Source organism: Marinobacter vinifirmus, from assembly GCF_002258215.1.
GTDB lineage: Bacteria > Pseudomonadota > Gammaproteobacteria > Pseudomonadales > Oleiphilaceae > Marinobacter > Marinobacter vinifirmus.
The window spans coordinates 52,654-71,852 of the sequence record NZ_NEFY01000007.1 but is presented as its reverse complement, the minus strand read 5'-3'; the positions used below and the strand labels follow the sequence as shown (position 1 = coordinate 71,852).

17 protein-coding genes are annotated in these 19,199 nt (G+C 62.1%); 8 read left to right on the top strand and 9 right to left on the bottom strand.

Annotation, left to right across the window (positions count from 1 at the left end; genetic code table 11):
- Positions 1-27 precede the first annotated feature (27 nt).
- Positions 28-687 carry a GntR family transcriptional regulator gene (locus tag B9Q17_RS10515; protein WP_094625186.1) on the top strand — a complete coding sequence of 220 codons (660 nt, stop codon included), beginning with the start codon at positions 28-30 and terminating at the stop codon, positions 685-687.
- Here B9Q17_RS10515 and B9Q17_RS10510 read toward each other — a convergent pair.
- Both B9Q17_RS10510 and B9Q17_RS10505 read right to left on the bottom strand, forming a co-directional pair.
- Positions 681-2,921 (bottom strand): patatin-like phospholipase family protein, encoded by a 2,241-nt coding sequence (locus tag B9Q17_RS10510; RefSeq protein WP_094625185.1) that lies wholly within the window; start codon positions 2,919-2,921, stop codon positions 681-683. The genes B9Q17_RS10515 and B9Q17_RS10510 overlap by 7 nt on opposite strands.
- Positions 2,902-3,513, bottom strand: coding sequence for a hypothetical protein (locus B9Q17_RS10505; protein ID WP_094625184.1), 612 nt, complete (start codon positions 3,511-3,513; stop codon positions 2,902-2,904). Before B9Q17_RS10505 ends, B9Q17_RS10510 begins: the two co-directional genes overlap by 20 nt.
- Positions 3,514-3,737: 224 nt before the next feature.
- On the opposite strand from B9Q17_RS10505, the gene B9Q17_RS10500 reads away from it, so the two are divergent.
- On the top strand, positions 3,738-4,103 hold the full coding sequence (locus B9Q17_RS10500; protein ID WP_058339950.1) for a hypothetical protein: 366 nt from the start codon (positions 3,738-3,740) through the stop codon (positions 4,101-4,103).
- 12 nt (positions 4,104-4,115) lie between these two features.
- On the opposite strand, the gene B9Q17_RS10495 is transcribed toward B9Q17_RS10500, so the two are convergent.
- Complete coding sequence (locus B9Q17_RS10495; RefSeq protein ID WP_094625183.1) at positions 4,116-6,878, bottom strand: ATP-binding protein; 2,763 nt, start codon at positions 6,876-6,878, stop codon at positions 4,116-4,118.
- A gap of 93 nt (positions 6,879-6,971) precedes the next feature.
- Between B9Q17_RS10495 and B9Q17_RS10490 the strand changes: the two genes are divergently transcribed.
- On the top strand, positions 6,972-7,205 hold the full coding sequence (locus B9Q17_RS10490) for a DUF2789 domain-containing protein (RefSeq protein ID WP_022987559.1): 234 nt from the start codon (positions 6,972-6,974) through the stop codon (positions 7,203-7,205).
- Between the two features lie 9 nt (positions 7,206-7,214).
- Here B9Q17_RS10490 and xerC read toward each other — a convergent pair whose 3' ends face one another.
- The 5 genes from xerC to lptM are packed head-to-tail and all read right to left on the bottom strand — an operon-like array spanning position 7,215 to position 11,335.
- Positions 7,215-8,180 (bottom strand): tyrosine recombinase XerC, encoded by a 966-nt coding sequence (xerC, locus tag B9Q17_RS10485; RefSeq protein ID WP_208618776.1) that lies wholly within the window; start codon positions 8,178-8,180, stop codon positions 7,215-7,217.
- Between the two features lie 2 nt (positions 8,181-8,182).
- Positions 8,183-8,935: a DUF484 family protein gene (locus B9Q17_RS10480; protein ID WP_094625182.1), complete on the bottom strand. Its 753-nt coding sequence runs from the start codon at positions 8,933-8,935 to the stop codon at positions 8,183-8,185.
- A gap of 17 nt (positions 8,936-8,952) precedes the next feature.
- Positions 8,953-9,867: a diaminopimelate epimerase gene (dapF, locus tag B9Q17_RS10475; protein WP_094625276.1), complete on the bottom strand. Its 915-nt coding sequence runs from the start codon at positions 9,865-9,867 to the stop codon at positions 8,953-8,955.
- A 14-nt stretch (positions 9,868-9,881) separates the two neighbouring features.
- Entirely contained in the window at positions 9,882-11,132 is a 1,251-nt protein-coding gene (gene lysA / locus B9Q17_RS10470) for a diaminopimelate decarboxylase (protein ID WP_094625181.1), read from the bottom strand.
- Between the two features lie 38 nt (positions 11,133-11,170).
- Positions 11,171-11,335: an LPS translocon maturation chaperone LptM gene (lptM, locus tag B9Q17_RS18040; RefSeq protein ID WP_145840232.1), complete on the bottom strand. Its 165-nt coding sequence runs from the start codon at positions 11,333-11,335 to the stop codon at positions 11,171-11,173.
- Positions 11,336-11,532: 197 nt separating this feature from the next.
- Here lptM and B9Q17_RS10460 point away from each other — a divergent pair, with 197 nt between their 5' ends.
- The gene (locus B9Q17_RS10460; RefSeq protein ID WP_094625179.1) at positions 11,533-13,977 is read left to right on the top strand and encodes an EAL domain-containing protein; all 2,445 of its coding nucleotides are present in this window, start codon (positions 11,533-11,535) and stop codon (positions 13,975-13,977) included.
- A gap of 51 nt (positions 13,978-14,028) precedes the next feature.
- Here B9Q17_RS10460 and argH read toward each other — a convergent pair whose 3' ends face one another.
- Positions 14,029-15,438: an argininosuccinate lyase gene (gene argH / locus B9Q17_RS10455; RefSeq protein WP_058339956.1), complete on the bottom strand. Its 1,410-nt coding sequence runs from the start codon at positions 15,436-15,438 to the stop codon at positions 14,029-14,031.
- Positions 15,439-15,497: 59 nt separating this feature from the next.
- On the opposite strand from argH, the gene B9Q17_RS10450 reads away from it, so the two are divergent.
- The 4 genes from B9Q17_RS10450 to B9Q17_RS10435 all read left to right on the top strand — a co-directional run bounded on the left by B9Q17_RS10450 (position 15,498) and on the right by B9Q17_RS10435 (position 19,195).
- On the top strand, positions 15,498-16,610 hold the full coding sequence (locus B9Q17_RS10450; RefSeq protein ID WP_244177368.1) for a sensor histidine kinase: 1,113 nt from the start codon (positions 15,498-15,500) through the stop codon (positions 16,608-16,610).
- A 4-nt stretch (positions 16,611-16,614) separates the two neighbouring features.
- Entirely contained in the window at positions 16,615-17,373 is a 759-nt protein-coding gene (locus tag B9Q17_RS10445) for a LytR/AlgR family response regulator transcription factor (protein WP_094625178.1), read from the top strand.
- An 84-nt stretch (positions 17,374-17,457) separates the two neighbouring features.
- Positions 17,458-18,399 carry a hydroxymethylbilane synthase gene (hemC, locus tag B9Q17_RS10440; RefSeq protein WP_022987544.1) on the top strand — a complete coding sequence of 314 codons (942 nt, stop codon included), beginning with the start codon at positions 17,458-17,460 and terminating at the stop codon, positions 18,397-18,399.
- Complete coding sequence (locus B9Q17_RS10435) at positions 18,380-19,195, top strand: uroporphyrinogen-III synthase (RefSeq protein ID WP_094625177.1); 816 nt, start codon at positions 18,380-18,382, stop codon at positions 19,193-19,195. The genes hemC and B9Q17_RS10435 overlap by 20 nt, the downstream gene beginning before the upstream one ends.
- Positions 19,196-19,199: the final 4 nt, after the last annotated feature.

Genomic DNA, 19,199 nt, shown 5'->3' with positions numbered 1-19,199 from the left:
AACCGGCAAGACAACAACCGATACTCCATGACCGCATTCAAACCCCGTGAGACCCTGACCGAGCAGGTTGCCCGCCACATTGAAAACCTGATTGCCTTTGGCCAGCTCCGTTCCGGCGAGCGCATCTACGAAAGCGCCATGGCCAAGGAAATGGACGTAAGCCACGGCTCCATCCGCGAAGGCCTGCTGCTTCTGGAAAAACGCCACCTGGTCAGGAACGTACCCCGCAAAGGCGCCTTCGTAACCCCGCTGGACGAGCACTTCGTCAGAAGCCTGTACGAAACCCTGGAGCTGTACCTGACCCACACCGGCCGCAAACTGGTACGGCAGTGGCAGCCCGAAGACATGGCCCGGCTGGAATCACTGCACAGCCAGATGCAGGCTTGCTACCAGAGCAACGACCTGATGGCGTTCCTGGAGCTGGGCATCGAGTACACCAAGGCCTCGCTGGCCTACGCAGACAATTACTTTATTGTCTCTGCCATTGAAGACCTGTGGCCATCGGCCAAGCGCTGCGCGTTTGTGGCCTTCCGCCAGGGCGGGAAGCAGGTGCTGGAAGACAACCTGAAGCATATGGAAGAGTCGATCCAGGCCATTCGTGACCGGGACGAAGAGGCTCTGGCTTCGCTGCTGCACAGCTACGCACAACAGCAAAGCGACCAGGTACTGACGGCGCTGGATCAGTAGAACAGCTGGGTAAACGAGAAGCCGATGTTCAAGTAGGCGGTCCAGTCATCTTCATTATTATAGGCGCCGGCCAGCTGCACCGGGCCCAGGAAGGTATTCACCCCGGCAAACAGGCTCCAGGATCGTACCAGGCCAGACCAGCGCGCGTCGTCCATGGTGTCCCAGGCGTTACCGGTTTCAAAGCCCACGCCGGCGAACCAGGGCATCACCGGCCCGCCGAATTCCCGCCGGGCATAGGCCGACAATAGTGCCGCATCGTTACCGGTGATTTCACCCGGCGCATAGGCCGACAGCTGCCGGAAGCCACCCAGGCGGGCCGCATTCTCGATACCCGGCTCACCACTGACCACCTGACGGGTGTACGCCAGGCCAGTGAGGTTGAACCGGCCCCAGGTGCCGGTGCCCAGGAGCATGCCGGTCACCGAATCGAACTCCCGGTCAGAGCCCAGCCCGTCTCGCTCAAAACGGCCCCGGATACCAGCAAAGGCACCGGATTTCGGGTAAAAGGTATCGCTCAGGGAGTCGTGAACCAACTGCACACTGGCGTAGCCCTGATGAACATGGTCAGAAGGTGCCACCGACGCACCCAACTCATCGTCCACTGACGCCAGCCCGCGCACGTAGCCCAGGCGCACCTCACCGTTGCGGCCCAGCTCCATACCTACTGCCAGGTCTATCTGGCGGAAGCCTACATCAATCTCGGCAATCCGCTCGCCATCCTGGTACACGCTGTAATCATCCTGGCGGTATTCCACGCCCAGCACCGCGAACCGGTCATAGCCGTAATCCAGCGGCTGGTACCACTGGGTGCGCACCCAGGGCTGGGTCCCCAGCTGCAGGGCAGTCTGCCACTCGGCCCCCAGCTGGTTCAGTTCGGTCATACGCAGGCCCGCGGCCAGGTTAAAACGGGTGTCGCCGTCAAAGTTGTCTTCGTAGTTCAGGCCAAACGACAGGTAGTTCGGCCCCCAGCTTTTCTCCCGGGCCCGCACCATCAGCACCGGTCCCTCTTCAGACGGGCGCATCGACCAGGACACTGTCTCGTAATAGCCGAGGCCGTAGATGCGTTTCAGGTCATCTTCCAGCTGTTCGACATCCAGTGGCTCACCGGCTTGCTGGCGAATCCGCTCGCGCAGGAATTCACTGGCCAGGCGGTCACCCTGTGTGAACTCGATCCGGGCGATCGGCCCCGGCTGCCACATGCCGCCTTCGACCGAATCCCGCCAGGCCTGCCAGGCCGGGCCGGAAACCGCCAGCCGGTTCAGCGCCACCGCATGTTCGCGGGCAGCGGTCGCGCCCAGCTCGAACAGTACCGGGCCGTCAAAAAAGTTGGCAGAGGAGTGCCCTTCCAGGTCCGGCCGGATGAGTATGTCGCTGTCGGTCAGCCGGGCCAGCTGATCGTCGGTATTACGGCGGGTCATCATGGTGGTCAGCTGGCCAACCACCGAAAAGGCTTCCTGCATTTCCTCGTTGGTCAGCAGCGGGTCGGTGATATCCACGGCAATGATGATATCGGCGCCCATGTCCCGGGCCACGCTAACCGGCAGGTTGTTGGCTACACCACCGTCTACCAGCAGCCGGCCGCTCCGTTCTACCGGCGCGTAGACTCCCGGTATGCTCATACTGGCCCGGATGGCTTCCGCCAGGTCGCCACTGCCGATCACCACTTCCACCCCGGTTTCCAGGTCGGTGGCCACCGCCCGGAACGGGATCGAAAGCTCATCGAAATCCTCCACCAGCGCGGCATTGCGGGTCAGTTCGTTCAGGATAAAACCCAGGTTCTGGCCGGTCACCAGGCCGCCACCCAGCCGGATACCGTCCATGCTCACCCCCAGGCCGGGGGCCAGCGGCAAACGCCAGTCATCCTGCTTGCGCCGCACCGGCTTGTAGGCACGGCCGGGGTCGTCCCGGAAACTGGACAGCCAGTCCAGCTCGATAAACCGGCGTTCTATTTCCTCCACCGGCATGCCGGACGCATACAGGGCCGCCACGGCGGAGCCCGCGCTGGTGCCCACCACCAGGTCTACCGGCACCTTCATTTCTTCCAGCGCACGCAACACACCTACATGGGCCATGCCCTTGGCGCCGCCGCCACTGAGCACCAGACCCACCTTGGGGCGAACCTCGGGCCGCGACTGGGCCCAGGCTGGCGCTGCCAGCATGGCCAGCAACGTCAGCGCAATGGCGAACAGCTTCGGGGGGCTCAAGATCGGGCGATCAGTGCTTTTTCTTGTCATCGTCGGCCAGGGAAAGGTGGGAGATATCCGGCACAACCGGCGGCGGAACCACCCGGTCTACGCCAAGGTCGGTGCCGGGCGGCGCCAGGGTCCAGTCGTCCAGATGCTCAAACATGGGGGCTTCGGCTTCCTGGTGTTCCACCAACGTGACTCCGGGCGGGTCCAGGCTCAGGCCGGAACCGGCCAGGATGTCATCCACTTTTTCACCCGCAACGGGCAGTCGGTCACCGGGCTCCGGTTCGGGCGTTTTACCGGTTCGGACGGGAGCGTCCTGCGCAGCGCCGGTAGCTGCCGGCGCCGGGCTGGCAGGGCGTTCCGGTGCCGACGGTGCCGGTTCCTGCCGTGGCTGCGGCCTGGATGGCGCTGCACCGGCCATCGGTTGCACATAGGCCACCATGCCATGCTTTTTCAGAACCGCCTGGTATTTTTCAGCCTGCACCTGCTCAAGCTTGTTGCGGATAACCACCGGCTGACCGCTGAACATGCGGTCAAGCTGCTCGACACTGGCCTTGAATAGGGCCTTTGCGTTATTACGAACCGCAGCAGGGTCGGTGCCCGGCACGCACTCCCCTTTGAACACAAGCTGGAACATAGTTATGCCTCGTTATTTTTCGCAGACCAATGGGCCAATGATAGCTGAAAACCATTGCCGGAACAGGCCAGCCTGGTGAACCGCAAAAATGCCTGAAGATTGCAAACAATTGAAAAATCCGGAGCTCACCGGAGGAAAATTGCCAAATCCTCTGCAACAATCTAACTTAATAATCTGTTACATTGCGTTACACGGATTTAAGGCGCGACCCAAGGAGAATAACCATGCGTGCCCTGTTGCCATCCCTTGCTTCTGCCGCGGTCATCGCACTGACGGCACCCGCAGCTCAGGCAGAAAACCTGGATGTTCTGATGAGCGGCGTTTTCGCAGACAACGAAGCCACCTACATCGGCTTTGAAAGCATCGAGCGGGAAGACATTCCTGAACTTGCGGCAGTGGATCGCAAATACCTGGTGGTGGACTTCCGCTTCACCGGCCAGGAGCCGGCCAGCGAACAGCTTCAGGCCAGCGTACACAAAGTCTGCATGACCCTGCTTAAAGACCGCGACCTGATCCGCTCATTGTCGGATTCCGGTTACGACATGGTGTCGGTTGCCTTCGACCGCCAGTCCCAGTTCGACTGCCTGTAAGCCAGAGCTGCCTCAGCTCTGGCCCAGCAGGTGCGGGAAGGCTTCCAGCGCGGTATTAACAGCGTCCAGGTTGAAGGCTTCCACATCCGACAGCAACTTCTCACCGTACTGGGTCACCGACGGGGATCGATAGCGCTGGCCCCACTCGACCACTCTCAGGGCAAAGTCTTTCATCTGTTCCGGGTCGCCACTCTCTCGAACGTCTTGCCATTCGTTACCGAAGTCTTCCGCCAGCTTTTCCCGCAACCAGCCCCGCTCCTGAATGCTCATAGTCTGGGCCAGTAACCGCTCCGATTCTTTCGGCGTACCGTCGTCTTCCACCTGTTCAACGGTAGCCTCCACCCGGGGCAATACCACCGAGAAGGTCGACCCCACGTCCGACTCACTCTCCACCGTCAGCTCGCCGCCCATCATTTCCACCAGTTTACGGCTGATTGCCAGGCCAAGCCCGGTGCCGCCGTAACGCCGGGAGCTCTGGCCTTCCTGTTGTTCGAAGGCGTCAAAAATGCGTTCTTGCTGGTCTGGTGCAATGCCAATGCCGGTATCGGCCACCGTCACCACCAGCCGGTAATACCGGGTTTCGGAGTCTTCCCCGCCCGGTTCGTCCAGCTCGCTGGCCACGGCCCGAACGGTAACCCCACCCTCGTGGGTGAACTTGATGGCGTTACCCACCAGGTTGAACAGCACCTGCCGCAGCCGGGTTTCATCCAGCATCATGGCTGCCGGCATCTTCTTGCCCACGCTCACTTCCAGGGTAATGCCCTGCTCGGTGGCACGCAGATCGAAGATGTGGCGGACATCGCTCAATAGCCGGCGCAGCGACACAGGGCCAAAGTCCAGGCGCATCTTACCGGCTTCAATCCGGGACAGGTCCAGGATGTCGTTAATCAGCATCAGCAGGCTGCGGCTGCCGGCACGGATGGCGTTGAGGTAGTTGCGCTGCTGGGGGTCGGTAACCGAGTTATACAGCAGGTCACTGTAGCCGATCACCGCGTTCATCGGCGTGCGGATTTCATGGGACATATTGGCCAGGAATTCGCTTTTGGAGCGACTTGCAGCTTCGGCCTGCCGCGCCAGCCGCTCCGCCTCCAGCTTGGCTGCCCGCAGCTCGTCTTCACTGCGCCTCAGGGCGTTCTCGGACCGGATCCGCTCGTCGACTTCCAGCGACAGCTTTCGGTTCCAGTACAGGAAGATCAGCACCACCACGATGGCAATCAGGATAATCCGGCGCACCACGGTGTAGTCGGCTTCCTGCTCGATATCCAGGTGAATCCAGCGGTTGTAAACTGCCTCGGTTTCCGATGCCGGCAAACCACTCAGGGCCTTGTTCAGTATCCGGTGCAGTTGCTGGGCCGACTGGCCCACGGCCAGCCTCAGGTCATACTGGTACGGGGTAATGCTGGTAATACGCAGATTGGTCAGCCCCAACCGGGCGACGGTGTAACTGACCGCCGGGATGTGGGTCACCATCACGTCCAGGTCGCCGTTAGACAGCGCCAGCAAGCCTTCTTCTACAGTTTGCTGCGGATAAATGTCGAGGTTCGGATGATTGATCAGCAGGTAATCATGGCTGGCCTGGCGATTGACCACCCCTACCCGCTCGTCACGCAACTCCCGCAAATCTCCGATAAACCGCCCGGTGTCCCGAATCGCCAGGGCAATGGGCACGTTCACATAGGCCCGGGTAAACAGGAAATCCTGCTCGGTACGGGGTGTTCGGGACATGCCTGGCAGGACATCCACTTCACCGGATTTCAGCTGTTCTTCCGAGGCACTGCGGCTATCCACCGGAACATATTCAAAGCGGATGTCCAGGTCCTGCTCCAGGCGCTTGAGCAGGTCGACCACCAGCCCGGCCGGCCGGCCGTCCTGCTGGAATTCGAAGGGCGGCCAGTCTGACCGGACGCCCACCTTCAGCCCGGGATTGGCTTTCAGCCAGGCCCGCTCGGAGCTGCTCAGGGACTGGTTACCGGCGTCCATCTCCGGTGCGCTGGCCTGCAGCCAGGACTGCCGGATGCTGCGATGTTCCTGGTGGCCGAGGGCGGTGATGGCGCGGTCGAACACCCGGAACAGGTTGGCTTCTTCGATGGGCACCTGCAGCACGACATCCACCTCCCGGTGGTCGAGCAGCAAGGACAGGCCAACGCCGTTGATCATTGCCGATTCCAGGTAGTCGGACACCACCGGCACCGGCCCCAGAAACGCATCCGCCTTGCCCGACAGCAGCAGGCTGACAGCTTCGCCAAGATTGGCCGCCGGCACCGGGGTAAAGTTGTTTACCGGGTCCAGCAGCGGGTACTGGTTGGGGTCGTCACCGACAATGGCCACCCGGCTGCCTTCAAGGTCTGACGGGCCGCGGATTGCCGCCGCTCCGGCGTTCACAAAGACCCCATAGGTGAGCGACATCAGCGGCGCCGTATGGCGCACGCCCGGAATCACCGGGGCATCGGGAATGCGGGTCGTCAGGATGATATCCGGCTCGGGCTGGTTACCGGAGCCATCCAGGAGTTCCGGCTCTACCAGCACCCCCAGCTTGTTTTCAATCCGCTGCAGGTAATCGATCCAGATACCCGCCAGGGGGCCATCGCCGGTATCGAACACCAGGGGTACCTGGCTGTGGCGGATGCCCACCCGGAAGCTGTCCTGCTGCTCCAGCCACTCCAGGTCTTCCACGCCCAGCACCGGGTCCGGCGCAGCCAGTGGCGGATCTGCCAGCGCGGCCCCTTGAAATACCAGAAACAGCAGGCAGAACAATAACTGTGAAACAGACTTCACTGGATATCCTCGGCGGGTCCACTACATTTCAGGAAACCATACCCGTAAACGGGGTACATTGCATTTTGCCAACCCATCACAGAGGGCACTTCCATGGACACCAGCAAACATAGCCTGAGCACCCTGTTCGAACAACTTGGCATGCCGGCAGACAAAGCCAGCATCGAAGACTTCATTGGCCGTCACTCGCCACTGCCCTCGGAAATCGCACTGCAGGATGCCCCGTTCTGGTCCGAGGCCCAGTCCCACTTCCTGGAGGAAGGCCTGGAAGAAGACAGTGACTGGGCAGAAATCATTGACGAGCTCGATGCCATGCTGAGGCACTGACGCCCGGTTTCAACTCTCGCCGGAACCCGACCCCCCGCGCCGGCGCCTGGCCCGGGGATGGCTCTGGTCATAGACCCTGGCCAGGTGCTGAAAATCCAGGTGGGTATACACCTGGGTGGTTGCGATATCGGCATGGCCCAGCAATTCCTGCACGGCCCGAAGGTCACCACTGGATTCCAGCATGTGGCTGGCAAAGGAATGCCGGAGCAGGTGCGGGTGCAGGCGCTGGTCGGCCCCCTGCAACACACCCCAGCGGGCCAGCCGGGCCTGGATGCTGCGCCGGCTCAGGCGGTCACCCCGCTGGCTGACAAACACTGCGGGCTCGCCTTCCGGCGCCACGGACGACCGCATTGCCAGCCAGTTGTTCAGGGCCGTTACCGCCTTGCCGCCTACCGGCAGAATCCGCTCCTTGTTCCCCTTACCCAGCACCCTCACCTCCCGGCCTTTGAGGTCCAGGGAGAGCAGGTCAAGCCCGGCCAATTCTGCCAGCCGCAGGCCAGAGGAATACATCAGTTCGAACATGGCCAGGTCCCGGACTTCCAGCGGATCGTCCGGGTTTACTTCCAGCAACTGGTTGATCTGGTCAACATCGGCCACTTTCGGCAACCGGCGACCGGTTTTCGGAGCCCGGATATCCAGCGCCGGGTTATCCCGGGCCAGGCCTTCCCTGAGCAGATACTGGTAGAAGCGACGAATAGAAGATAGATGGCGGGCAATGCTGCGGCCGCCAAGGCCGCCTTTACTGAGGTGGGCGACATACCGGCGGACGTCGTGGCTGGACAGGTCCGCCCAGCAATCGCAACCGACTCCTGTCAGCCAGAGCGCCAGGCGCTGCAGGTCACGCTGGTAATTATCGCAGGTGCGCGCGGAGTGCCGCTTTTCTGATTGCAGGTGGCGGATAAAGCCCGACAGCGGCGCCGCCAGGGCCTCGGGCGGCGTGCCGGGGGTGTCGAGGGCGCCGGGGTCAACCTCCAAGGTCACCCCTGACCGCTTTCCACCGCCAGGTCAGACACCGATGCGCCGGAGCCATGGCGTTTGAGCATGGGCGGCAGCAGGCGGCTCAGGGTATCGCTGATATAACTCAGGAACAGCGATCCCATGCTCTGGTCAAAATAACCCGGCTCACAGCTACCCACCGCAAACACCCCGACCAGGCCTTCATGGCGCAGTGGCATCAGGGCCACGGAGGCGATCGGTTCGTCCCGGTCCGGGAACAGGAATTCCCGCTCATTCTCCCGGAACTGTCCGCACACCGCCCGCTCACCATCCAGCAGGCTACCCAGTCGTTCCTGGGCCAGGTCGGCATTGACAACATGCAGGGCACCCTGGCCGGAGCCGGGCAGTTCATCATTGCTGAACAGCAAGACAGACGCGGCATCCAGCCCGAAATCACTGCGGATACTGTCATCGATAGCCGCCGCCATGTCGTTCAGGTTTCGGGCTTCGATCACCTGCAGCAGCAGGCGTTTGCTCTTCTCGAACAGGCGGTCGTTGTGGCGGGCAATCGAGACTAGCTCGACCAGCTCCCGGCGCAGGGTATCCCGCTGCTCTCGGAACAGATGAACCTGGCGTTCCACCAGGGAAATCGCACGTCCACTGTCGTGAGGCAGGGTCAGGGTGCGCAGCAGTTCATCCTGGTCGACAAAGAAATCAGGGTTGTCGCGCAGATAATCCGCTACCTGCTCACGGGTGAGTTCTGCGACCTTCTGGCGGGCCGTTTGTTCTGTCATCGTGTTCTCCTGAGCTGTCAGGACCTTGTTTTAGGGCTGCGAGGGCCTTTGCGCCGGCGCGGCAGAGCCTCGCCCGGCAGTCGTAACTGGCCTTCAAATACTGTTGTCGCAGGGCCTTCCATCATAACAGGGGTACCCTCACCCTGCCATTCGATCACCAGGCGCCCGCCACGCAGTTCCACATCTACCCGGGCATCCAGCAAGCCACGCAACTGGCCGGCAACCACGGCGGCACAGGCACCGCTGCCGCAGGCCAGGGTTTCACCGGAGCCCCGCTCGAACACCCTAAGCCGGGCATGGCTACGATCCACAATTTGCAGGAAACCGATATTGGCCCGGGCCGGGAACCGCGGATGTTTCTCCAGCGCAGGCCCCAGGCTGGCGACCGGCGCGGTATCCACGTCGTCCACCACCAGCACACCATGGGGGTTGCCCATAGACACCGCCGACAATTCAATCTGCTGGCCGTCCACTTCCACCGTGTACACGGTTTTCTGGCGGTCGGCGGCAAAGGGAATGGCGGGCGGGTTCAGTTCCGGCACACCCATGTTCACCATCACCATGCCGTCTTTGCCGATTTTCAGTTCAATTACGCCCTTGGCGGTCTGTACCCGCACCACCCGCTTGTTGGTTAGGCGCTGATCCCGCACAAAGCGGGCAAAACAGCGGGCGCCGTTGCCACACTGTTCCACTTCCGAGCCGTCGGCATTGAAGATCCGGTAGCGGAAGTCGACATCCGGTAATCCGGGCGGCTCCACCACCAGCAGCTGGTCAAAGCCAATGCCAAAGTTGCGGTCGGCCAGCTCCCGGATCATTTCCGGGCGCAGGCGAAACGGCTGGCTGATGGCATCCACCACCATGAAATCGTTGCCCAGGCCGTGCATCTTGGTGAACCTCAGCAGCGGCCCCTGATTCCGTCTTTGCTGGTTCATCTCCGGTTCCCCGCTCATTCCGGCAGACAACTTTCAGGAGCCAACTGGTCTTCCAGGGTTTCCCGGCGCCGGACCACGTGCACCTTGTCACCATCCACCATCAGTTCCGGCGGGCGGTTTCGGGTGTTGTAGTTGGAGGCCATCACAAAGCCGTAAGCACCGGCAGAGCGCACGGCCAGAAGGTCACCGGCCTGCAGGCGCAGCTTGCGATCCTTGCCCAGGAAGTCGCCGGTTTCACACACCGGGCCCACCAGGTCCCAGGCTTGTTCTTCGCCCTCCCGGTGCGGCTGGACCGGAATGATCGCCTGCCAGGCGCTGTACAGGGCCGGGCGGATCAGGTCGTTCATGGCCGCATCGATGATGGCAAAGTTCCGGTGTTCGGTGCACTTCAGGAATTCCACCCGGGTCACCAGGATGCCGGCATTGGCGGCAATGGAACGGCCCGGTTCCAGGATCAGCTCCAGCTGACGATCGCCCATACGCTCGGCCAGGGCTTTCACATAGTCCGCCGGCTGGGGCGGCTGTTCCTGGTCATAGGTAACGCCCAGGCCACCGCCCATATCCAGGTGGCGAATGCGGATGCCCTGCTCCGCCAGCGAATCAATCAACGCCAGCACCCGGTCCAGCGCATCCAGGAACGGTGACACAGAGGTCAGCTGGGAGCCGATGTGGCAGTCCACGCCTTGTATATCCAGGTTCGGCAGGCTGGCCGCCCGGGCATAGACCTGCGGAGCTTCGGCAATATCAATGCCGAACTTGTTCTCTTTCAGGCCGGTGGAAATATAGGGATGGGTGCCGGCATCAACATCCGGGTTCACCCGCAGGGAAACCGGTGCCTTCACTCCCAGCTCGCCGGCCACCTTGTTCAGGCGATCCAGTTCGGTGTCGGATTCCACGTTGAAACAACGAACGCCGGCTTCCAGCGCCCGCTTCATTTCCCATTCCTGCTTGCCGACACCGGAAAACACCACTTTCCCGGCCTCGCCACCGGCCGTCAGCACCCGCTCCAGCTCACCGGCCGAGACAATGTCGAAACCGGCACCAAGCCGAGCCAGCACATTGAGTACAGCCAGGTTACTGTTGGCTTTCACGGCGTAGCACACCAGGTGCGGCCGGCCAGCCAGGGCGTTGTCGTAGGCCTTGTAATGGCGCTCCAGGGTAGCCCTGGAATAGACATAGGCGGGCGTACCGAAGCGCTCGGCAATCTGTGCTACGGGGACGTCTTCGGCGTAGAGTTCGCCGTCACGGTAATTGAAATGATCCATGCTGTTCCTGACTGTTCGGGCAGAATCGGGTTGAGTGGTCAGCTTTCTGGCTTGTCGTCGCTTTGCTGTGTTTCAGCACTGTTTTCAACCGCCGGCACCGGCGCTTCCCGGTACAGGGGGCCTTTCTGGCCACAACCGGAAACCATCAGCGAAACCAGCACCAGGGCCGCCAGCCCCGGCCAGCGCACCTGCTTGACCTGCATACCCAATCCCCTGAGTGAATAATGGGCGAAGTATACCCGACACCCGGCCTTTACGGCGAGGGAACCGGCTCCGCCCGGGGCAATCCGATAACCGGGACGCCATCCACTTCTTTTCGGGTGAAGAGCCAGTATCATGGGAGCCATTCTGTCATTTACAGCCATAACGACAATCCGGAGACCCGCAAGGGACAACCGCTGTGAAAGAATTCCTGATCCAACGCTATCGCCAGGACCCGCTGGGCCCCGCCATTCCGCCTACGCTGGTACAGATCGATGACACCGGCCGGGTTATCCGGGCCGATCGCCATACCGATACCATGTTCGGCTACGAACCGGCGGAACTGATCGGCAAGCCGGTGCAACAGATTCTCGCCTCGCGCCAGGACGACCCCTTTGCACCGGCCAACCGGCACCGGCTGAATGACGGCCAGAAAGTCCTGGTGACCTTCCGCCACAAGGAGGGATTCTTTTTCACGGCCCGGCTGGGCCTGCACACCGAAATGCGGGATTCCGACCAGGCCGCCAGCGCCGCGATTACGCTGCGGGACAGCATCGCCATGGACAGCAGCCTGTTGACACTGGCGGAGCAGAGCGCCGGCTTCGGCCTGTGGGAACTGAATATCGCCAGCAACGAGATCGGCTGGACCGAAGGCGTTTACCGGTTACTGGAACTGCAGCCCGGCACCGGGCTGACGCCCGAGCAGGCCCTGTTCTACTGCCAGGCCGGCCAGAACCGGGTTCGGGCCCTGTTCCGCCGCAGCATCCGCACCGGCAAGCCGTTCCGGATTGACCTGTCCATCCTCACCGGCAAACAGAGCCAGCAAACCGTCACCCTCGCCGGCGGCCCTCTTGGCGACAGTCGGGAACCGCAGCGGCTGGGGGGCGTCATCGTCAATCACAGCGAAGCCATGCGCCACGATGACGAAAAACAACGGGTGCAGAGCATTCTGGAAGCCACCGGCGACGCCACCGAAGACCTGGTACTGGCTGTGAATACCCGGCTGGACCTGCTGCACTTCAATAAGCCCTGGGCCCGCCAGTTTTATAAAGCCTTCGGACTGGCCCCTTCTGTCGGCGACAACCTCAGCAAATTGCTGGGCGACTTCCCGAATGAGCGTCGGCTGATCGAACGCCTGTGGCAACGGGCACTGGAGCGGGACAGCTTTGTTGCGGAGATGCCGCTGAACCGTCAGGGCGAAGGCTTTCCGGTGTACGAATTCCATTTCCAGAGCCTGCGCGGTCCCCATAACGAAGTGGTTGGCGCAACTCATGTGGCGAGGGATATCAGTGACCGCCTGAAACGCAACCTGGACGATGACCGGCGCACCCAGTTTGACCCGGTCACCGGCCTGCTTAACCGTCGCGCGTTTCTCGAACACCTGGAACGGGCCCTTACCCACCAGCACCGGCGCCAGTTCACCGACAGCCTTCTGTTGCTGGACCTGGACAACTTCGAGCAATGCCAGGAAAACACCGGCAGCGGCGCCTGCGACCGTTATCTGAGGGAGCTGGCGGCCACGCTGGGGTTGCGGGTCCGGCAACGGGATGCCCTCGCCCGGCTGGCCGGCGATACCTTTGCGCTGTACATCGAGAACTGCCCGGAACCCAGGGTGCGCAAACTGGCGGATGAAATCCGCGAGCAGATAGCCCGCTTCCAGTTCGACTGGCAGGGCCAGCAACTGCAAACCACCGCCAGCGGCGGGCTGTTGATTCTGGGCGGCGAGCAGCCGGAACAACCGGAACAGCTGCTGAGCCAGGCCGCAAACCTGTGCCACACCGCCAAGATCTCCGGACGCAACCGGATTCACGCGGCCCACGCCAGGCATGGTGAACAACCGGCGGGAAGTTCCGACCAGCAACTGGAGCAGCTTCGCAACGCCCTCGACAACAACCACCTGCTGCTGGAATTCCAGTCCATGAAACCGGTGGCCAGCGTAACCTGGGGCGACCACATTGAAATCCTGTGCCGGGTTCCGGGTGCCAACCCTGACGACACGCCACTGACACCGAACCAGTTCCTGCCCATCGCCGAACGCTTTGACCTGGTAAAACGCCTGGACCGGCAGGTCATCCGCCAGACCCTCGACTGGCTGGACCGGCATCCACTGCTGGAGCCGCGGCTGAAGTACTGCGGTTTCAACTTGTCGCTGGCCAGCATCCTGGATGACAGTTTTGCGGAATTCATGGAACAGGCAGTGGCGCCGCTGGCCTACAAGCCGGAGTGTTTCTGCCTGGAAATACGGGAGGCCCATGCCACCCAGTATCCGGATGAAGTAGCGGTGCTGTGCGATGCACTGCACCGGGCCGGCTTCCGGGTCGCCCTGGAAGGGGCCGGTGCTTCGGTGGAAAGTTACAGCCTGGCCGCCAACCTGCCGGTCGACATCATCAAGCTGGATCAGCGGGTGATGAAGCACCTGGAAAAAGATCCGGTACAACAAATTATGGTGGATGCCCTGCACCGCATTGCCGAGGCTGCCGGCAAGGAAACCGTAGCCACCTTCATCGAAAACGATGAAACCTTGCGCAAGGTACGCACACTGGGAATTCACTTCGGCCAGGGCTTCCGGCTGGCAGAACCCCAACCACTGGAACAACTGAAACCGGCGGTGGTGGAGCTGAGTACCGGGCGTATCGGAGGCTGAGTTCCGCCGGCACAGGGGTCACCACAGTGCCGGCGGATGATCAGGGCAGGATTACTTCAGGGCGGCGCGGGCCCGGGCTACGGCGGCACGAACCTGGTTCGGCGCGGTGCCACCCAGGTGATCACGGGCCTGCACGGAACCTTCCAGGGTCAGCACGTCAAACACGTCCTCGCCAATCACGTCAGAGAACTGCTGCAGTTCTTCCAGGGTCATCTCGGACAAGTCACGACTTTCAGCCACGCCAAAGGCGACAGACTTGCCGACAATCTCGTGGGCATCCCGGAACGGCACGCCTTTTTTGACCAGGTAATCGGCGAGATCCGTGGCGGTGGAGAAACCCCGCTTGGCCGCCACCCGCATGTTGTCCGCCTTGGCCTTGATGGCCGGGATCATGTCGGCATAGGCCTTCAGGCAGCCCTTGATGGTATCGACGGTGTCGAACAGCGGCTCTTTGTCTTCCTGGTTGTCCTTGTTGTAGGCCAGCGGCTGGCTCTTCATCAGGGTCAGCAGGCTGATCAGGTGGCCGTTCACCCGGCCGGTCTTACCTCGCACCAGTTCCGGTACGTCCGGGTTTTTCTTCTGGGGCATGATGGAAGAACCGGTGCAGAAACGATCCGGCAGGTCGATAAAATCGAACTGGGCGGAAGTCCAAAGCACAAGCTCTTCACTGAACCGGGACAGATGAGTCATCAGCAGCGCAGCGAAACTGCAGAATTCGATGGCGAAGTCCCGGTCAGAGACGGAATCCAGGCTGTTTTCAGTCGGCCGGTCAAAGCCCAGCAGCTCGGCGGTCAGGTTACGGTCGATCGGGTAGGTGGTACCAGCCAGGGCAGCGGCGCCCAGGGGCATCACATTCACCCGCTTGCGACAATCCTGCAGACGATCGGCATCGCGTACCAACATTTCGTACCAGGCCAGCAAATGGTGGCCGAAGGTAACCGGCTGTGCAGTCTGCAGGTGGGTAAAGCCGGGCATGATGGTGTCGGCTTCGCGCTCCGCCAGGTCCAGCAGGCCGGCCTGCAGGCGAGCCAGCTCTTCGGCGATCACGTCGATTTCATCGCGCAGGTACAGGCGAATGTCGGTAGCGACCTGGTCGTTACGGCTGCGACCGGTGTGCAGCTTCTTGCCGGTGATGCCGATGCGATCGGTCAGCCGGGCTTCGATGTTCATGTGCACGTCTTCCAGGCTGACGGACCACTCGAAGCGACCGGCTTCGATGTCTTCCTTCACGCCTTTCAGGCCTTCGATGATCTGGTCCCGCTCGGCGTCGGTGAGCACACCCACCTTGGCCAGCATGGTGGCATGGGCGATAGAGCCGGTAATATCATGGTGGTACAGGCGCTGGTCAAAACCGACTGACGCGGTAAAGCGCTCAACAAAGGCATCGGTAGGCTCGCTGAAACGGCCACCCCAGGGTTTTTCGGAGGATGTGGCCTGGTCAGATTTCTTCTGATCCGTCATGGTCTATCTTTCCTGCTGACAGCCCGGCATCATCGTGCCGGCAGTGAATCGGTAAAAAGTTGCCGCAGTATAGCATTCTGACCCCAGTTAAGGAGACACCCCTGAAACCAGACCATGGCATAGGCAAGCAACAGCCTGGCAGCTTTTACGTTCCCGATCTGTGCCGGGTGCGGGCGGTGTTCCTGATGCTGGTCACCAGCGAACTGTTCGTGCTGGTGTTATCCATTGTCCAGGCGGAACAGGGCTGGATTGACTGGAACTACTTCGGGCTGCTGTCGCTGTTTGTGCAATGGACCACCCTCACCAGCGCAGCGCTGATCTGCCTGCTGCGGCCCCGGCTGGCGCACATGGGCATAGCCGGCGCCACCCTGGCCATCGTCACCATCGTCATGCTCGATGTACTGGCGTTCAGCCTGTTTGCCGACAAGGTTCTCAACCCGCAACCCGGCGGCATCCTGTGGCAAAGCATCGCCAAGAAACTGCTGCTGGCACTGCTGATCTCCCTGATGGTGCTGCGCTACTTCTATCTGCAACACCAGTGGCAACAACAGCAGGAAGCCGAAATGCAGGCCCGGCTCACCTCCCTGCAGGCCCGCATCCAGCCCCATTTCCTGTTCAACAGCATGAACACCATCGCCAGCCTGATCGACAGCCACCCCGAACTGGCCGAAGAAGCCGTGCTGGACTTGTCCGAACTGTTCCGGGCCAGCCTGAGAACCACCGAACAGCTGGTCCCCCTGAGCCGTGAACTGGAACTGTGCCAGCGTTACCTTGCCATTGAAGGGCTCAGGCTGGGCGAACGGCTGGCACTGGACTGGGCCATCGAGCCCGGGCTGGAGCAACAGGCAATCCCGCCGCTAACCCTGCAACCCCTGGTGGAAAACGCCATTTACCACGGCATACAACCCAGGGCGGAGGGCGGCACCGTGCGGATTGAAGTTTCCGCCAAGGATCGGTTTGTCTATCTGCTGGTACAGAACCCGGCCCCGGAGGCTGGCGAAAGCCGGCACAGCGGCAACCACATCGCCCTGGACAACACCCTGGCCCGGCTCCGGGCCCTGTTCGGGGAGTCCGCCGTGCTCAAGCGCAGCCGGCAAAATGACATTTATACCGTTACACTGAGGCTGCCCAGGCAGACGGTAAACCAGTACAAACGCCTTGTTTCACGGTGAGACGATGGATTCGCAACCGCAGCAAACCATATTGATTGCCGACGACGAGCCCCTGGCCAGGCAACGGATCCGCAGGCTGCTGGAAGACCTCCCCGGTTACCGGGTGTGTGGCGAGGCCACAGACGGCCGCGACACCCTGCACAAAATTGCCGCACTGGAACCGGACATCCTGCTGCTGGATATCCGCATGCCCGGCATGGACGGCATGCAGGCGGCCGGCCAGATCAGCCAGCTGGACAATCCGCCCGCGGTGATTTTCTGCACCGCCTACGACCACTTTGCCATCCAGGCCTTTGACGTACAGGCCTGCGGCTACCTGCTCAAACCCGTACGCAAGGAAGCCCTGGCCCAGACCCTCGCCCGGGCCGGGCGCACCAACCGGGTGCAGCGCCGCAGCCTGGCCGGACAGACCGGCCAGGACTCCAGCCAGCTGGCGGTTCGCACCCACCGGGGTACCGAGCTGATCGACCTGGACACCATCCTGTACTGCGAAGCCGACCAGAAGTACGTCACCCTGCACCATACCCGGGGTGAAACCCTGTGCGATTACACCCTGAAGGAACTGGAGCAGGCCTATCCGCAGCAATTGCTGCGCATTCACCGCAATACCCTGGTGGGCGTGCGCTTTATCCGTGGGCTGCAACGCAGCAGCGACGGCCACCATAGCCTTGCGCTGAAAGGGCTGCCTGCGGAACTGCCGGTGAGCCGGCGCCATACCGGCCACGTGCGCCAGTGGTTACAGGAACACCAGCCCTCCCCCTGACGGGGTATGCCGGGGCAACCACGGGACTTTTTTACTGCCACAAGGTAACCTTGGGGCACATTTTCCCGAACGACAGTGAGTGCCATGTCCAAACGAACCCTTCGCATCGCAACCCGTAGCAGCGCACTGGCGCTGTGGCAGGCAGAATTCATCAAATCCGAGCTGGAGCGGCTGCACGACAACGTCACCGTGGAGCTGGTCAAGATCAAGACCCAGGGCGACAAGATCCTCGACGTTCCCCTGGCCAAGATCGGTGGCAAGGGCCTGTTTGTGAAGGAACTGGAAGAAGCCATGCTGGACGGCCGCGCCGACCTTGCCGTGCACTCCATGAAAGACGTACCCATGGAGTTCCCGGAAGGCCTGGGGCTGGTCGCCATCTGTGAGCGCGAAGACCCCACCGACGCCTTCGTCAGCAACCACTACGACAACCTGGACCAGCTGCCCCAGGGCGCCGTGGTTGGCACCTCAAGCCTGCGTCGTGAAACCCAGCTCAGGGCCAACCGCCCGGACCTGGAAATCAAGATGCTGCGAGGCAACGTGAACACCCGGCTGGCCAAGCTGGATGCCGGAGAATACGACGCCATCGTGCTGGCCAGCTCCGGCCTGAAGCGTCTGGGTTTCCACGATCGCATCCGCTACTGCATGCCGGATACCGTCTCGCTGCCGGCCGTCGGCCAGGGCGCACTGGGCATCGAATGCCGCCTGAGCGATGACGAACTGCTGGGCCTGCTGGAGCCACTGAACCATACCGACACCGCAGACCGGGTAAAGGCCGAGCGCGCCCTGAACCGCCGGCTGGAAGGTGGCTGCCAGGTACCCATTGCGGCCTATGCCCTGCTGGAAGACGACAACACCCTTTGGCTGCGAGGCCTGGTGGGTGCAGTCGACGGCACCCGGATTTTCCGGGTGGAAGGCCGTGCGCCCCGCGCTGAAGGTGAACGCCTGGGCCGGGAACTGGCAGAACAGCTGCTGGCCATGGGTGCCGACAAGGTTCTGGCTGAAGTCTATGGCCACACCCCGAGCTGAAGCCCACCTGGCTCAACCGGAACTTGCTGGCCGGCGGATACTGATCTGCCGGCCGGAGCCGGAAGCCGACAGGCTGGCCGAAGCTTTCCGGGCGGCCGGCGCGCGGGTTCGGGTATTGCCCACCGTGGTTCGCGAACCCTTGCCGGAAACCCCGGAACGCCGCAGCCTGCTGCAGGAACTCGATAATTTCCACCATATCATTGCCGTCAGCCCCTATGCCGCACGGCTGCTGCTGGATGAGGTAGATCAGTGGTGGCCGCAGCCACCGGTTGGCGTGCACTGGTATGGCGTAGGCGCCGGCACTGCGGCGGCGTTTGCCGAAGCAGGGCTGCCGGCCGAGAAGCCGGATGACGGCTGGACCAGCGAAGCCTTGCTGGCGCACCCGTCGCTGCAGCACCTGGAACACGAAAAGGTTTTGCTGGCCCGGGGCGAGCAGGGTCGGGAGCTGATTCGCCAGACCCTGGAGCAACGGGGAGCCCGGGTAACGGTTCTGCCACTGTACCGACGCCTCCAGCCGTACTATCCTGCAGATAAGCTAAGCGAGATTTTTACCGGGTTCCGGCCCGAAGCGGTGATCGCCCTGTCCGGCGAAACCCTGAACAATCTCAAAGACATGGCCCGGGAATACCCGCATGCCCTGGACACTGCCCTGGTGGTTGTCCCGGCCAACCGGGTGGCCGAGCAGGCCAGGGCAGCCGGATTCAGCAACCCGGTGGTTCCGGATGGCCTGTCCGACCGGGAACTGGTGAATTGCGTGGCTGTGCGGCTCGGGCCGCAGGCCGGTAACAACGGATAACCAA

What these genes read in the sequence shown, in the direction of transcription:
- B9Q17_RS10515 (WP_094625186.1), top strand. Translation starts at nt 28, where the DNA reads ATGACCGCATTCAAACCCCGTGAGACCCTGACCGAGCAGGTTGCCCGC.
- B9Q17_RS10510 (WP_094625185.1), bottom strand. Translation starts at nt 2,921, where the DNA reads ATGACAAGAAAAAGCACTGATCGCCCGATCTTGAGCCCCCCGAAGCTG.
- B9Q17_RS10505 (WP_094625184.1), bottom strand. Translation starts at nt 3,513, where the DNA reads ATGTTCCAGCTTGTGTTCAAAGGGGAGTGCGTGCCGGGCACCGACCCT.
- B9Q17_RS10500 (WP_058339950.1), top strand. Translation starts at nt 3,738, where the DNA reads ATGCGTGCCCTGTTGCCATCCCTTGCTTCTGCCGCGGTCATCGCACTG.
- B9Q17_RS10490 (WP_022987559.1), top strand. Translation starts at nt 6,972, where the DNA reads ATGGACACCAGCAAACATAGCCTGAGCACCCTGTTCGAACAACTTGGC.
- B9Q17_RS10480 (WP_094625182.1), bottom strand. Translation starts at nt 8,935, where the DNA reads ATGACAGAACAAACGGCCCGCCAGAAGGTCGCAGAACTCACCCGTGAG.
- dapF (WP_094625276.1), bottom strand. Translation starts at nt 9,867, where the DNA reads ATGAACCAGCAAAGACGGAATCAGGGGCCGCTGCTGAGGTTCACCAAG.
- lysA (WP_094625181.1), bottom strand. Translation starts at nt 11,132, where the DNA reads ATGGATCATTTCAATTACCGTGACGGCGAACTCTACGCCGAAGACGTC.
- lptM (WP_145840232.1), bottom strand. Translation starts at nt 11,335, where the DNA reads ATGCAGGTCAAGCAGGTGCGCTGGCCGGGGCTGGCGGCCCTGGTGCTG.
- argH (WP_058339956.1), bottom strand. Translation starts at nt 15,438, where the DNA reads ATGACGGATCAGAAGAAATCTGACCAGGCCACATCCTCCGAAAAACCC.
- B9Q17_RS10445 (WP_094625178.1), top strand. Translation starts at nt 16,615, where the DNA reads ATGGATTCGCAACCGCAGCAAACCATATTGATTGCCGACGACGAGCCC.
- hemC (WP_022987544.1), top strand. Translation starts at nt 17,458, where the DNA reads ATGTCCAAACGAACCCTTCGCATCGCAACCCGTAGCAGCGCACTGGCG.
- B9Q17_RS10435 (WP_094625177.1), top strand. Translation starts at nt 18,380, where the DNA reads ATGGCCACACCCCGAGCTGAAGCCCACCTGGCTCAACCGGAACTTGCT.